This window comes from Mucilaginibacter sp. SG564, assembly GCF_013149275.1.
GTDB lineage: Bacteria > Bacteroidota > Bacteroidia > Sphingobacteriales > Sphingobacteriaceae > Mucilaginibacter.
In genome coordinates this window covers 77111-91744 of the sequence record NZ_JABGNA010000005.1, presented here as the reverse complement: position 1 = coordinate 91744, position 14634 = coordinate 77111, and the positions used below count along the sequence as shown (strand labels likewise).

General features: G+C 41.3%; 9 protein-coding genes and 1 pseudogene. 3 read left to right on the top strand and 7 right to left on the bottom strand.

What is annotated here, in order from left to right:
• Positions 1-25: 25 nt before the first annotated feature.
• The 4 genes and pseudogenes from FHW89_RS12670 to FHW89_RS12655 form a co-directional block, all read right to left on the bottom strand.
• Positions 26-316: pseudogene (locus tag FHW89_RS12670) on the bottom strand (tyrosine-type recombinase/integrase); the annotation flags it as partial.
• Positions 317-1042: 726 nt separating this feature from the next.
• Positions 1043-2059 carry a site-specific integrase gene (locus tag FHW89_RS12665; protein ID WP_172335411.1) on the bottom strand — a complete coding sequence of 339 codons (1017 nt, stop codon included), beginning with the start codon at positions 2057-2059 and terminating at the stop codon, positions 1043-1045.
• Positions 2060-2412: 353 nt separating this feature from the next.
• A complete protein-coding gene (locus tag FHW89_RS12660; protein ID WP_172335410.1) occupies positions 2413-2613 on the bottom strand; it encodes a helix-turn-helix domain-containing protein in 201 nt (66 codons plus the stop codon).
• A gap of 429 nt (positions 2614-3042) precedes the next feature.
• Complete coding sequence (locus FHW89_RS12655) at positions 3043-4200, bottom strand: NAD-dependent formate dehydrogenase (protein WP_172335409.1); 1158 nt, start codon at positions 4198-4200, stop codon at positions 3043-3045.
• Between the two features lie 416 nt (positions 4201-4616).
• Between FHW89_RS12655 and FHW89_RS12650 the strand changes: the two genes are divergently transcribed.
• From FHW89_RS12650 to FHW89_RS12640, 3 genes are read left to right on the top strand one after another with little or no spacing between them, the layout of a single operon-like run.
• Positions 4617-6086 (top strand): TolC family protein, encoded by a 1470-nt coding sequence (locus FHW89_RS12650; protein WP_172335408.1) that lies wholly within the window; start codon positions 4617-4619, stop codon positions 6084-6086.
• Positions 6087-6094: 8 nt separating this feature from the next.
• Positions 6095-7150: an HlyD family secretion protein gene (locus FHW89_RS12645; protein ID WP_172335407.1), complete on the top strand. Its 1056-nt coding sequence runs from the start codon at positions 6095-6097 to the stop codon at positions 7148-7150.
• Entirely contained in the window at positions 7147-8733 is a 1587-nt protein-coding gene (locus FHW89_RS12640) for an MFS transporter (RefSeq protein ID WP_172335406.1), read from the top strand. Before FHW89_RS12645 ends, FHW89_RS12640 begins: the two co-directional genes overlap by 4 nt.
• 42 nt (positions 8734-8775) lie before the next feature.
• Here FHW89_RS12640 and FHW89_RS12635 read toward each other — a convergent pair whose 3' ends face one another.
• The 3 genes from FHW89_RS12635 to FHW89_RS28640 all read right to left on the bottom strand — a co-directional run bounded on the left by FHW89_RS12635 (position 8776) and on the right by FHW89_RS28640 (position 14552).
• Positions 8776-9150 carry a hypothetical protein gene (locus tag FHW89_RS12635; RefSeq protein ID WP_172335405.1) on the bottom strand — a complete coding sequence of 125 codons (375 nt, stop codon included), beginning with the start codon at positions 9148-9150 and terminating at the stop codon, positions 8776-8778.
• A gap of 768 nt (positions 9151-9918) precedes the next feature.
• Positions 9919-10221 carry a 4-oxalocrotonate tautomerase family protein gene (locus tag FHW89_RS12630; RefSeq protein WP_172335404.1) on the bottom strand — a complete coding sequence of 101 codons (303 nt, stop codon included), beginning with the start codon at positions 10219-10221 and terminating at the stop codon, positions 9919-9921.
• Positions 10222-10433: 212 nt separating this feature from the next.
• On the bottom strand, positions 10434-14552 hold the full coding sequence (locus FHW89_RS28640) for a sigma-54 dependent transcriptional regulator (RefSeq protein ID WP_216650560.1): 4119 nt from the start codon (positions 14550-14552) through the stop codon (positions 10434-10436).
• Between the last annotated feature and the right edge of the window lie 82 nt (positions 14553-14634).

Below are 14634 nucleotides of genomic sequence, written 5' to 3'. Positions count from 1 at the left end.
AAGTTCTTTACTAATATACATTTGGTTACTCATAGATTAAAGCCGGAAGTTCAAAATCTGCTTCCATTGTTTCTTTCTGGTCCAACTTGCTTTTCTCGAATAAATTCTCATCTAACAGGAGCATATCTTTGCTCACTTTATAGTCTTGCATCTTTGCATAATGTTGGGTCTGCTTAATATCTGCATGGCCTAACATTTTCGACACTGTCTCAATCGGAACACCGTTATTCAATGTAACCGTTGTCGCAAACGTATGTCTGGCTATGTGGAATGTCAATTCAGTTTTAATTCCACAGCATCCCGCAATCTCCTTTAGTAGGCTAGGCCAACAGCGCTTTGCCACCTTGCGGTGGTAAGTTTCTGCTAACCCGCCCCCGAACCGTACGTACATGTCTCCATGTATACGGCTCTCCATTGTCAACATAACTTTACTTGTCATAGCTTTTATGAATCTTTGCTATGTTCGCATAAAGCGTTTAATACTTGCTCTGGATCTCTCATACGTCTCACACGTTTTCCTTGGTTTGTATTAAGTTGACAACTGCTTCCCTTCGCCATGTACAGGGTGTTACCCTGCTCGGACTACTACGGAAGCTCCGTTTCCATATCGGGTATTCAGTATCTTCATACATAGCCCCTGTTTTCATGGGCATCCCGACTTAGGAAATCCCCGTTTAGTTTCGTAATGACTGTTAGCGCGACAGACTGTCGGATGCGACTTTCGTTCTTTTCTCCGCTTATTGCGGTTGTGCCGTAGCGGTGTTCTATGCTCTCAAAGGCTACCTAACGAATGAGAGAGCTACGGTGTGACAATACAACTGCCTTTCGTCACAGGGTCAACGCGCCCCACTGAACTATCGTTCAACCAGTATAGGCTTCATCCTTATGTCTGTCTTTCTCCCCAGCGCTGCACTCGCCTTTGGCAATTATAGCGGCCATGCTGTAACCGACATGCTACACTCCTCCTTGGGTTTCCCCTCCGGATAAGTCGGTCGGGAGTAGACTTAAAACCTAGTCTAGTCTCTTGCTAAAGAGACATTCATTACGCAACCTTTACGGGCGCACAATAAGTATTCATGCATTGATTGGTAAGTACCGGCAATGCCATACCTGTGTTCGAACATTTTGGGTTGTCACGATATTTGACAAGTATGTCCTGTGCTGGCAAAAGCAATGGAATTCTTGAGGGTGCGTTGGTTTTTTGTCTTCCAACAAAAAGCCAAAACTTCTTGTCTTGCCCATATCTGATGTCTGACCTTTTCAATTTTTGAACATCCACGTAGGCCAAACCGGTATAGCAAGAAAAAACGAAAATATCCCTCACTGCATCTAGTCTCTGGTTGTCGAAAACTTTCCTTTGTATTTTACTAAGTTCAGCTTCTGTTAAGGCTGTTCGTTCAACCACCTTTTTGGTCATTTTAAACCTAGCAAATGGATCAGTCGCCAACCATCCGTTTTTAACGCAAATCAGCACAATCTTTTTAAAATTCGCTAAGTATTTGACAGTTGAGTTATGATTGCACTTTCTTACTGTTTTTAACCAAAATGAATATTGAGAAATAAATTCGTAATCCAATTTTTTGATGTCCATATCTTCATCGGTACCGTACATCCATTTCATGAAGGCCTTAGTATGTCCAAGTGAGATTTCATAACGGCCAACGGTTCCTCGAGCGTAATCAATCCCTTCCAATGCCTTCATTTGTTCATTATGTTGCTTAAATATTTCCAAAATGTTTCTACGTTGGTCGTAATTGCCTGTGAGAATATCTTTTATCGCTTGAGCAGAAATGTCATTTCCAGATTCCATCAATCGCTTTTTTGCCTGGTAAACTTGCTGCTCCAGTTCATGAAGAATTCCGTTTAAGATTTTGACAGACTCCTTATTACCTATTGCCCGGCCTGTATTTGTATTCCAATTGGACGCCTCCCATTTTCTCTTTGTTGACAATTCTTTCGACTGGCCATCTACGGTAATCTTCAAATAGATGAATCTTTCATCTTTCCGATTTTGGGACTTTTTTAGAAAAAAAAGAAGTCCGAAACTTTTCTCTACCATAACACTAATTTAAAAGTTAAAGAAAAATACCAATTTGCGATTCGCCGCACAAGATGTCCGGGCCATGAACTGGTTGTATATCAGTATTTTGCAGTATTTTCATTGCGTGTTTTTTGATCTTCAAATCACGCAATGAATCACGCAATAGATTTATGCGTTTTTATGTGATTTTTAGTAGAGTGGAAAATAGAAAAAGCCCTTTAAGATACAATTAAAGGGCTTTTTGTGACTTTTGTTGACGTTATCAGCGAAGAGGAAATTTATTGAACACAAATTCAACCAAGGTCAAGAATTTTCAAATGTCTATAACCTTTAATCACTTGCCCATTCAAAATAATTCGGTAAATGAAAAACTACAGATCATCCTTAAAGCGGATTTCAATACTGCATTGATGATTTCTATAGTAGGTGGGGGAATAGGAAGTATATCTTTTAAAATAATTACTAAAATGAGCCTGGTCGGCAAATTTTGGAATGTTGGCTATTTCCTTTATGGAATAATCGGTAAAAGATAACAGATATTTGCAGTAGTAATATTCTTTTCGATTATCCATCTGTCAATTGCTTTACCGATTGAACTCTTTACGATATTATTCAGGTAATTCGAATGTAACTGTTGGGCGGCAGCATAGTCCCGGATACGAAAAATCTTTTTGACCTTTCCGTTTATCATATTTGAATGATGCTGATCAAGTTCGCTCTTAAACTTTATAACAATGATAGAAGAACGGATTTTATTTTTTGAAAGCACGGTTCGGGTTTTCCATACATTGGAAAATATAATGCCATAACCTAATTTATTGATTTAGAGATGTGTGTGTAAAATGTATAAAAAACAAAACATCGACATGTCGCTATTTAAAAATGTGATTTTTTATCTCGTTATGGCTGATTATCAATCAAGTACTTTATTGTAGTACAGAATTTCGATTTGTAAAACATTGCTCCCGCGGCATTGATTTGACCGCAGGAGCAGCAAGGTTTTATTTTTTTACGGTATATGAACTCGCGCCGACTCCGGCAAGCTTACCACCTTTGGTAACCAGATAAACATCTCGGATTGGCTTTCCTTCAAAGAAGCACTCCAGGATTTCACGTGTGCCTGCTGCATATCTTGCCTGACCTGGCAATGAGGATCCGGAAATATGCGGAGTCATGGCATTAAATGGCATCGATCTCCAGGGATGGTCTGCAGATGGCGGCTGTGGAAACCAAACATCCCCGGCATAACCAGCCAGCTGGCCACTTTCTAAAGCGCGGACTATCGCATCTCTATCACAAATTTTTGCTCTGGCCGTATTTACAATATAAGAGCCTTTCTTCATCTTTCCGATTAACGCGTCGTTAAACAAACCTTCTGTTTCCGGATGTAATGGGGCATGAATGCTCACAACATCGCAATTTACAGCCAATGACTCTACATTTTCATGATATGTAAGATCCAATTCCTTTTCTATTTCTTCCGGAAGGCGATGGCGTTCGCTGTAATGCAGCTTAACACCAAATGGCTTTAATCTTCTCAACACGCCGAGGCCAATTCTTCCCGCCGCAAGCACGCCAATATTCATCCCCTCGGCATCATAGGAACGTTCAACACAATCAGCTATATTCCAACCGCCATTCTTGGCGATTTCATGCGATGGAATAAAGTTTCTTACCAAAGCGAGAATACTCATCACCGTATGTTCCATCACACTGGTACTGTTAGACCAGGTAACTTCTGCAACCGTGATCTCATGTTCGATGGCAGATTCAAGATCAACATGGTCAGAGCCAATTCCGGCAGTGATTGCCAGCTTTAGATTTTTCGCTTTCGCAATACGTTCTTTAGTCAGATAAGCGGGCCAGAACGGCTGTGAAATTACAACATCTGCATCCGGAAGTTCTTTTTCAAATTCTGAATCCGGCCCGTCCTTATCCGTAGTTACGACAAAGGTATGTCCCAAACCTTCCAGGAATTTTCTTAAACCTAACTCCCCGGTTTTGCATCCCAAAAGCTCTCCCGGTATAAAATCAATAGCGTGGGGGTTAGGAACAGTCTGGCCGTCGGGATAATTTTTAATTGCTGGAATGTCCGCACGGGCATAAGTTTTCGGATAGCCGTTTATCGGATCAGGATAAAGTACACATAGAACTTTCATTTTTGTTAATTTTAATTGTTTATGATTATTTGAATTATTTAAAGGGTAAAGGGAGCGCCAACACCACATTGTGGCGCGTTTTGAACCGACAACCAGTTCGCTTCATTATCATTCAGGATGAGTTTAATAGAAACATTCCCCCGCAACCTGAAGGAATAATCATTATGCATTCGAGAGTTCTTCCGCTACTCTTGCCCTGTCGCTATAGCCTTTTAAACAGCGATATATCGCTATAAAAACATGACCAAAATCATATTAAGTAACTGAACTTCAATTATTTAATTAATGGCATTTGTCTTGAAATAGCATAAGGGCGAAGCAATCTTTATTGCGCTTACTAATCTGACACGGCATGAGGTAGGCATAGCTTTCTATTTCGCCACCACAGTGGTAAAAAATTAAAGCCGCAGTATAAAATGTTGAAACAGCTTGAATCAAAATTATCTTTTACTATTTGTCCCAAAATCGATGAAGCCCTTCCAGGAACAGACTTATCTTCCCGTTATGTTACTGTGAGGTCAGTTTTTCGCCTTAAGATTGATGACCTTAAAATTTCAATAAAGTGTTTAGTTGCGCTATTAATGCTGCTTTTTATAGCGCTGTCCGGCAATGCGCAGCAGAAAAACCGTCGGGATGTAATTTATCCGATTTCTCTTGACCAGGCTATCATGCTTTCAAAAAGCCAGAATAAAGATGTGCAGGCAGCCAAATTGGAAGAAACTGCGGTAAGGTCCGATCAAATTGCCACTAAAGTTCTTGCAATGCCTGATATTGAGCTACAGGGAAATTATCAGCGCTATACTAAACTTACTTTGTTTAATGATTTTCTTTATCACGCCAATTCGGTAAGTGTTTTCCCAAGCCCTAACGCAGGTATGGCGGGTGCTGTTACCACTTTTAACCTGTACGCCGGTGGCAGGCAAAAGACCGCGAATGCTGCGCAAAGTTACAAGGTTTTGCTCGCAGGCTTAAATGTTATGGATCGCGGTGGCGATGTCAGCTTACATGTTGCAACCGATTACCTTGAATTGGAAGCCTTAAATGATCAGCTACGATATATTAAAGAGCAGATTGTTAGAGCCGAAACCAGGGTTCGAAATATCAATTCTCTTTATGTAAACCAAAAGGTTACCCGTAGTGATGTACTTCGTGCACAGTTAAATTTATCGTCGGTTAATCTTGACCTTGAAAGAACGCAGAATGACATCAAAATTGCGAGTAAAAAGCTAGTCGTTCTTCTTGATCTTCCGGACAATTCTGTAATTAACCCGACTGACTCCGCCAACATGCAACGGGTCAGTCCAAAGAAAATTCATTCCTTATTTCCAGGAATTGCCGATGATTCTTACAGCGTAAGGAAAGCAGTTTTAGCAATTAAACTTCAAACGGAAGAGGTGAATGCAATCAAAAGCAACAACCGTCCTGCTATTACGTTAATCAGCACCTATTCTTTGAATTACCCGAATGCGTTGGTCTACCCACATGTAGACCAGGCCTATGCCTTGGGTTATGCAGGCCTGAATATCAGCTACAGCCTTTCGTCAATTTATAAAAATAAGCTCGCTCTCGCTGCTGCAAGGATACGGAGCGAAGAACTACTCTTACAAAAGCAATCGGCAAGCGATAGTTTCAACCAGGAGTTCAGCAGTCTCTTAATAAAATATCAGGAGGCTCTTGATCGCATAAAAGTTAATGAACAATCTATCGAACAAGCACGAGTGAATTATAGGATCGTCAACACAAAGTACCTGAATCAGCTCGCATTACTGACGGATCTGCTCGACGCGGATAATCTTCTTCAGGAAGTCCGCTATAACCTTGTTGAGGCGCAAACTAATGCGCAGCTATTTTATTTCAGACTTCTTTACCTATCCGGCAAGCTATAATTGAATACATGGAAACGAAAAATAAACACCACCGAAAACAACATCCAGGCAATATTGCCCTCGCTATTGCGGCTGCCGTTATTTTGCTTACTGTCTTATTTTATTTGATTAACTATCTCGTAGGCAAAAATTATTACATAGAAACCAACGATGCTCAGGTAGAATCTTTCATAAATCCTGTTTCAGCCCGGATCAGCGGCTATATTAAGCAGGTAAACTTCGATGAACACCAGCCCGTAGTTAAGGGCGACACATTAGTTCTGATCGATGATCGCGAATACAAAGAAAAGTTTGCCGAAGCTCAGGCCGATGTCGATGATGCAAAAGCCAGAATAGAAGTGCTTGCTGCTAGCATCCGATCCGCCGAATCAGGAACTGAGGTGAACAAAAATGATATTGAAGCTGCTAAGGCGCGACTTTACGAACAAACAAGAGATTTTGCCAGGTATAAAAACCTTGTTAAAGATGAAGCGGCTACAGGTTCAGACCTTGACCTGGCGCAATCGAAATATAACGTTTCATTAAGCGAATTTAATGCGTCCAAAAACATGCTTAAAACTAATTACGCGAAGATTAACGAGCTTAAAACCCAGCAAAAATTACTAACGGCAAACCTCGAACAAAAAAGGGCGGTTCTCGAGTTGGCCAAAATTAATCTCGTCTACACCGTCATACGTGCTCCTTACACAGGCATATTGGGACGAAAAGCAATCCTTGAAGGTCAACAGGTACAGGTCGGTCAGCCGCTGGTTTCTATTGTTAATGAAAAATATAAATGGGTAACCGCAAACTTTAAGGAAACCCAGGTTGATGGTATGTATCCGGGTCAGCCAGTGGACATAGAGGTGGATGCGATCACTAATAAAGTTTTTCATGGGCAAATAGAAGCTATTGCAGCATCCACAGGTGCAAAATTTTCCCTCTTGCCACCGGATAACGCTACCGGGAATTTTGTGAAGATCATCCAGCGGATTCCCGTGAAAATAAAGTTTACCAGTACGGATATACAGGGTATAAAAGCAGGTATGAACGTATTTGTAAAGGTCAAAAAGAAATCTAAATGAGAAACCCTGTTTATTTTAAAGATTGGATCGCCAACTGGGGATTAGGCATTCGGATACTGCTCTTTTTGATCCTGCTATCTGCGATCATGCAATTCGGCAGCTTCACCTTAAGCCAGAATTATATCATGGCTTATCTTGGTGCTCAACCCGAAGATATTTCTTTCGCTATTCAGATCACCTATGTTGGGATTCTTATAAACGTACCACTAGCGTTTCGCTTTTTACGGTATTTCGAAATGCGAAACTACCTCCTTACCAATATGATCCTGGGCATAATTCTTAACGTCTGTTGTTTGCATACCAGCGACATTTATATATTTTTCATATTACGCTTCTTTCAGGGAATTTGCATTAATGCAGTTTGTATAGGTGCGCTAATTATGATTACGGGTGTGCTTAATCCTGCAATCAGACAAGTTTTGGGCCCATCGGTATTTTTTGGTACGGTGTTTAGCAGCACCGTTTTCATCGGCATTATTGCCGCCAATGCAACCGTCAACTCACAGATCATCAATATTTACATATACACGATAATTTTCCAGGGCGTTGTTCTTGCCTTGATCCTTTGTTCGCTTCGTGCTAAGACAAGATTTAGAAAATACCCGCCTTTTCGTATTGACTGGCCGGGACTCTTGTTTTACGCGGTTGGCGGCATTTGCCTAGCATACACGCTGCTTTATGGAACAAAATATTACTGGTTTTCTGATCCTCGGATCGTCATTTCGTCCGCCCTTGTTATCCTTTCTAGCCTCATGTTCTTTGGTCGCCAGTTGTTAGCCACCCGTCCTTTGATTGACGTAACTGTTTTCAAATACAAGAACTTTATTGCCGGTCTGTTGGTATTAGGTTTGTACTACGGTATGAAAGAGAGTATAAATATTCTTTATGGCTATACTGCCTTCGTACTGAAATGGAGCCCGACTCAAACGATTAATCTTGGCCTTTGTAATATCCTTAGTCTGATCTTTTTTATGATAATAACGGCTCGGCTATTAATTAACCACAAAAAAGGAATTATTCCATTTTTACTTGTTGGGTTTTCAATGTTGCTGGCTTATCATTTTTGGGTTTATTATAACTTAACACCCGACCTCTCTTTCAGCGATCTGGTGGTACCGGTTATCTTTCAGGGGGCCGCATCAGGAATACTTTTTGTTCCCATCACTGTGTTTGTAATTACTTCTGTACCCAAATCGACAGGCGTAGCTCCGCTTTTCTTAGCAGCCAATACCAGATTTATTTCGTTGTTGAATGCCAATGCCGGATTTTATAACCTCCAGATTTATTTCAACCAGATTTACCGCGAAAGCTTAATCAATCATCTTTCTCCGGAAGATCTCAATGCCATGGACTTTTTATCCCGATTAACAAAAAGCTTTCTGACCAATGGCTTACCGGAAGTTTCTGCGCAACAGGCTGCAAATTCCTCCTTACAGTCTGTTTTGGAAACTCAAAGTCAATTATTGGCAGACAGGGCGATCTTCAGCGTGATTTCTTTAGCTATAATCGGCATTTTATTAACAATCCTTATGTTTAAAGTCCTATCAGGGATCGTTACTGCTTTGAGGAAAAATCAGACCTGACGAAAAAGATTTCTCGTTACGACATACTCCGCCGGATAATTACTATTCGTAATTATCTGGCTTGCGGTATTTGCTAAAAACAGCTTTAATAGGACAATACGAGGTAAATGCAGTAACTTCTAAGTAAAACGCCACCGGAACAATTACCGCTACCGTATGCGTGTGATAAGTCCAGTCAATCCCCGACAGCATCGGTAAAAGTATCACGCACGCCGCCCGAATAGCTATTTCTTTACCGGTAAGGTTTTCAGCTGTTTCCGGTATTGGAAACTTTTCTTCTTTTGCCGGTTCCATTTCTTCTTCCGGTAATTTTCCGCTAAGTTCGCTCACTGCCTGAACGGATACTGGCTTAAAGGTTCCCTTCCTTTTCATCTTTTTATTGTCCTCAGGGAAAGCGGGTAATTCTAATGTTTCCATAGTAATTATTGGTTTCAAAGATTATGTTGGAATTAGTTGCTAATACTCATAGCCTGCAAGTGATGCATAAAGGAATTTATCCATCACTCAAATTGCCGGGAAATCACGCTCATAACGCCGTTGAAAGAGGCGCAATCTTGATTTGCGCCATACCTGCGTTTCGATTTTAAATTCAATCATCTTCAGTATAGGAAATTACCTATAGACGTTGATTTTTACGGATGCTTCTGTAGTGAACATATGGCATGGAGCCGATTGTTTCGCATACTATCCTATTTGGATTTCGCGGCAGATCTAGCCGGGACTGCACCCGTCCGATTTTTGGCCTCATCGGGAACCGTACCGTGATAAACACGGCCATTCATAATGATATATGAAAAGACCATGCCATTGAATTAATATATTGTTATTCAGTTATTTAAACGAGTTTTATGGGGCTGGTTTTAATCGGTATATCGCTATTTAAATGCCTGTAACGATATAGCACCTGGCGCAATAAATCACCAAGAGTATTGAAATTAAAGAATTCTTTAGATGGGGCCTCTCCGTTTTAAAATCACTCATTAGATACGTGATCCATCGGTTGCTTCTGAAGAAATTGCTTCCTTATAGTTCTTGTGGATGATGTAGAAATATCCGGTGAATAAAAGGCGAAAGTCGTTGAAAACTGATACCGCAATGGCGAAATATCGACCTTGCCCAGGATAGGGTTAAGAGATATCAAAGGCAGGCAATCCTGGTGTCGTCCAGATTGCCTGCCATGTGAAATTAGTTCTTTGCAGGTGCTGCTTCCGCCCACTCTTTTCTTGTGGTTGGATGCGCATCGCCAATTCCTTCAATAATTTCTTTTTGCTTCCTTAAGGTCGTTTCTAAACCTTTTGGACCTTCCCATGGACGGCCTCCTATGTGCCATCCATCCGGATGTAGTTCTTCAATTAATACCCATACGGTTTCGCGAAAAGCCTCAGAGCCTTCGAACTTAACCATTACATCAGTCAACGCTGCTGCCAGGGCATGTTTTTCTTCAGGTGTAAAGACACCTTCTACTAGTTTTACATTTACAAACGGCATAAATTTTAAGTTTTGATTTAAACAATATTTTAGGGTTATTGGCGCCAAACCCGTTGGCACTTATGTAACAACCGTGCCATTTGAATAAGTCATTGTATTTCAGGATATTGACTTAGAAAACTCATTGGTAGATTCATTCTTATTTCGCTATTTGAAACCTGCTAACGATATGAAAATGACGAATCGGGCCTATTCATTTTTTACTTACACTACTAATTAGCGATATGCTCTTTCCTGATATTTAACCGCTTCATTTTTGAATTAAGCGTGCTGGCAGGTACACCAAGTAAATCTGCCGCTCCGGTCTTTCCATTGATTTTTCCATTACAGAATTTTAAAGCACCCATTATATGCATGCGTTCGTTTTCATCGATGGTATAAGGAATAAAGTCGCTTTCAATAATTTTGGCCACAGACTCTGCTGATCTTTGCACCGCAATTTCCTTTAATATTTCTCCATTGGTTAACAATACACTTCTTTCTATCGTGTGTTCCAACTCCCGGATATTACCAGGCCAGTCGTATTTTTTTAATTCGTAGAGGGCTTTATTTCCAAGTCCAGTGATTTTCTTGTTGTTTTTCAAAGAATACCGGTTGATGAAATGCAAGGCAAGTAGCGGGATATCATCTCTCCGTGCTCTTAATGGCGGTAATTCTATGGGAAAAATATTAAGCCGATAATAAAGATCCCGGCGGAAACGCCCATCCTCGACTTCTTTTTGAAGATCCCTGTTGGTTGCCGCAACAATCCTGACATCCACTTTGATCGTATTCTTTCCACCCACCCGTTCGATCTCTTTCTCCTGTAAGGCACGCAACAGTTTAACCTGCAATTCAAGTGGCATTTCTCCGATTTCATCTAGAAACAGTGTCCCGTGATTTGCCAGTTCGAATTTTCCAAGTCGCCTTTCCGTAGCTCCGGTAAATGCACCCTTCTCATGACCAAATAGTTCACTTTCTATCAGATTCGCAGGTAGCGCGGCACAATTGATCTTAATCATTTGCCTGGATGACCGAGGGGATTGATCATGAATTGCACGGGCGACGAGTTCCTTTCCTGTTCCTGTCTCGCCTAATATTAAAACAGTACTATCGCTTTTGACAACACGCTTAAGTAATCCGAAAACCTTTTGCATGCCATCGCTATTGCCGACGATTTCCGAACTTGGTTCTTGAGCCGCTAATTCTTCAGTCAAGAATACTTTATCGTTTTCAATCTGCACCTTATACTGAGCAATTTCACTTCGCTGCAACTCTATGATTTCATTGGAGATCAGACAGGATACAATGCTGCCGACTTGCAGGAAAATACCATTAGCAATGACTCCCTGTGCATCTGCAAACTGGCTGTCTTTATGCCAGAATAACATAACACCTACAGGATCGTTGCCCGGTCTTAAGAAATATCCCGTTATACCATTGAATCCATTTCGCTTGGTAAAACCAACAAGTTCCGGCCATTCCAATTCATCCTTAGCGTTATTAAGGTCGAAGGAAACAAGACCTGAATTTTGCAAAATGACCGGAAAGATACTCTTATTGATCGGACACGAATTCGTAAATGGAAAATCCTGATGTTCCTGCACGCCCGGGTCGAAATGACTCACATAAGGGCTTAATGTAGTCTTGTCAGCGTCTATTCTGAAAATCACAAAACCGGCGATCTCGAAAAGCTCACGAAGTTGTTCGGCTAATATCCTTGCCAATACATGTTTATCGTTTACTTCCGCCAAATGGCTGGCAAAGGCTATGAGCCTTGACTTTTCGAAATCACGGATATACGCATGATCATTCGCAATAATATTGATTTGCGCGGCGGCAATCTGGTTGGCCATCCCTTTAACGAAATCAAGTCTCGATTTTTCTACCCCGTTTTTACCCTTATAAAGCAAAAACCACAACCTTGTTGCTCCCTTTCCAACCGAAAGCTTTGCAATGACAACGTGCGTGATGCCTGATTCGTAATTCACCAGAAGGTAAGGCGGCAGGACTTGCGTGCGTTTCAGTTCGTCCAGCTCTATTAATACCGGCTCGTCCGCCTCGTAAGCCACATCAAGCACACCATCGGTAAGTGAATGCCTCATGTTTAAGATCGTGCCGAAATCAGGATGTGAGCGCGCATATGAATCCGGATCAACAAGCATGATCTTTGACGACTGGTTAACAACGTCAACATCCGCAATACAGGTATGTGTAAACTGTAAGAGGGGTTTTATATGATGATTGATAGCGCCAAGAAGCTCTACGTCACTTTTTACGGCTGAAATACTTATCGCTAATGCCAGCAACAAATCACGCTCATCTTCTCGTTTTTTAATTTCTTCTCCTGCCAGTATATTGCTAACCGCAAAGGAAAGCTGATAGCCAATTGACCTAACCAACCGGATTATATCGTTTTTGCAAGAATTTTTCCTGGCGAAATGAATAGCCAGAATCGCATTGCGGCCATCATCCAAAAGAATATTGACAATAATCTTCTCCCTGATACCACGGATCACTTCTTTTCTTAACACTTCGGACGCATCCATTTTTAAAGCAAGCTCGTCCATCCCCTGCGTAACCCATGCTTCACCATGCTGTTTAGCGTAGGCGAGGCTGATGCAACATCGATCTATCGCACTGTCTAATTTCGATCCGAATCCGGTAGTTAAAAATTGACTTTCATTTCCCTTGTTACCTGTCAGAACAATAAACAATTCTTCGAACTCCAATAGGTCGGGCAGGTTATTATGAATAGCAAGTTCCAGGTCTTCTTTTTTATGGACATTGCTAAGGTCAAAATTGAGTTGCAGCAGCTTTTCGGCTTCCAACTCTCGGGCCTGAATCAATTCATTTGCCCGTATATTATCTACAGCAATTGAAAAGGACGTGGATATGGTCTTCATCAGCTCCAGTTGCTTGCCGGACAGACCATGTTCCTCAACATGGGTTGCAATCCAAAATCCGATGGTTTTAGCACGAATCTGAAGGGAACAAATAGATACCTTCCGAACACCGCAATCAAACTTGAACTGCAGGTATTCCGGCAGTTTGCCCTTATGCTGTAATTCGAAGAGATCAAACACCAAAGGGTCCCGCGATAATAAAACCTTATTGTAAACGCCGTCCAATATCGGATAACTTCCATTCATTACCAGCTGAAAATTCGGATGGTTTCGCGCCCGCGGATCGGAATCGCGTAGAAAAGCGCTTACCGTAGTGTCATCCTCATTAATAAGTATTACCTGGCTGTAATTAAAGTTCAGCAGTTTAGCCAGCTTAAGATTAATAATATCCAATAAGTCTTTCTTGTTCCGCGCGGAGGAAAAATCGAGATTCAAAGACCTGATGATATCCTTTTCCTGATCTACTTGCTGCAACCTTTCGTTAGTTAAGATCTGGGTGATAGTTTGGGTGAGCGCGTTTGCGACAACCACCATAGCACCTTCGTTAGCCTGCCTGAAAGCGTTTTCATCTGGAAAAAATATCACCCATTTACATTCTGCATCAATTCCGCCATATAAATTGTAGATAATGGCGTTATTCGTTTTATCTTCCTCCATTGCTAAAGAAGGGTGTGCAGATGCAGTTTGATCAAACTGTTCGAATCTCACAGATTTTTTGATACCCCTTCCTTCGTGTGCGTGACGAGGCGGCCATTTTTTGACCACAAAAGCGCTGACAAAGCTATTACCGGATGCCAGGTCCTGCTCCTGTGTCAGGAAGTTCGTAATGTTATTGGTTTCATTCTCCAAAATGAGAATTGTAGAATAAGAGTATGTGAGCATGGCCTGGAGACTCCTGTCAAACAGCTCCATTAATTGCTTGCGGCTTTTGATAAAGGCCAGTTCACGGGAGAAATCAAGTAATTCAGGCGACAATCTGGTTGTAACACAATCTTCCGGAAGACTTTCCAATAAAAGGGCTAGTTCAGATCTTACCTCATCTAGCCGTGACACAGATGACAGCATGCCCTCATTAAAATATAAGCATAAAACGCCCGTCAGCTGATTTTTTAGAGCAATCGGTATATATATATAATGGGCATACGACATGGATCGCAGGTGACTTTCGGCGGGAAACACCCTACTGGCCTGTAACTTGTCGATCTGCCGTATTTCGATATTAATATTCAATGACTCAACCTCGGATTTGTGCTTTGTGGCAATAGTATGGTTGATGTCCTGAAGCGAAGAAAAAGTATAACAATTTCTGAAGGTGCCACCTTGCAGCGGACAAATCAGTAATTGTAAAAAATCTGCTTGGAGGCGGTCCAGGTAGGGGTGGATAGCAATGGACAGCAGGTCCTGTTTATCAACTCCATATACCCAGTTTTTATAAATGTGATTCATAGAATTAATTGATGGAGCGTTAAAAGAAATACGTTATGACTTCGCTTTACTGCGAGAGGACGCATCAGGCAAAGACAATGAT

Bases quoted from the DNA above. Each gene is read 5' to 3' on its own strand.
- FHW89_RS12665 (WP_172335411.1), bottom strand. From the start codon at position 2,059: ATGGTAGAGAAAAGTTTCGGACTTCTTTTTTTTCTAAAAAAGTCCCAA.
- FHW89_RS12660 (WP_172335410.1), bottom strand. From the start codon at position 2,613: ATGGATAATCGAAAAGAATATTACTACTGCAAATATCTGTTATCTTTT.
- FHW89_RS12655 (WP_172335409.1), bottom strand. From the start codon at position 4,200: ATGAAAGTTCTATGTGTACTTTATCCTGATCCGATAAACGGCTATCCG.
- FHW89_RS12650 (WP_172335408.1), top strand. From the start codon at position 4,617: ATGTTGAAACAGCTTGAATCAAAATTATCTTTTACTATTTGTCCCAAA.
- FHW89_RS12645 (WP_172335407.1), top strand. From the start codon at position 6,095: ATGGAAACGAAAAATAAACACCACCGAAAACAACATCCAGGCAATATT.
- FHW89_RS12640 (WP_172335406.1), top strand. From the start codon at position 7,147: ATGAGAAACCCTGTTTATTTTAAAGATTGGATCGCCAACTGGGGATTA.
- FHW89_RS12635 (WP_172335405.1), bottom strand. From the start codon at position 9,150: ATGGAAACATTAGAATTACCCGCTTTCCCTGAGGACAATAAAAAGATG.
- FHW89_RS12630 (WP_172335404.1), bottom strand. From the start codon at position 10,221: ATGCCGTTTGTAAATGTAAAACTAGTAGAAGGTGTCTTTACACCTGAA.
- FHW89_RS28640 (WP_216650560.1), bottom strand. From the start codon at position 14,552: ATGAATCACATTTATAAAAACTGGGTATATGGAGTTGATAAACAGGAC.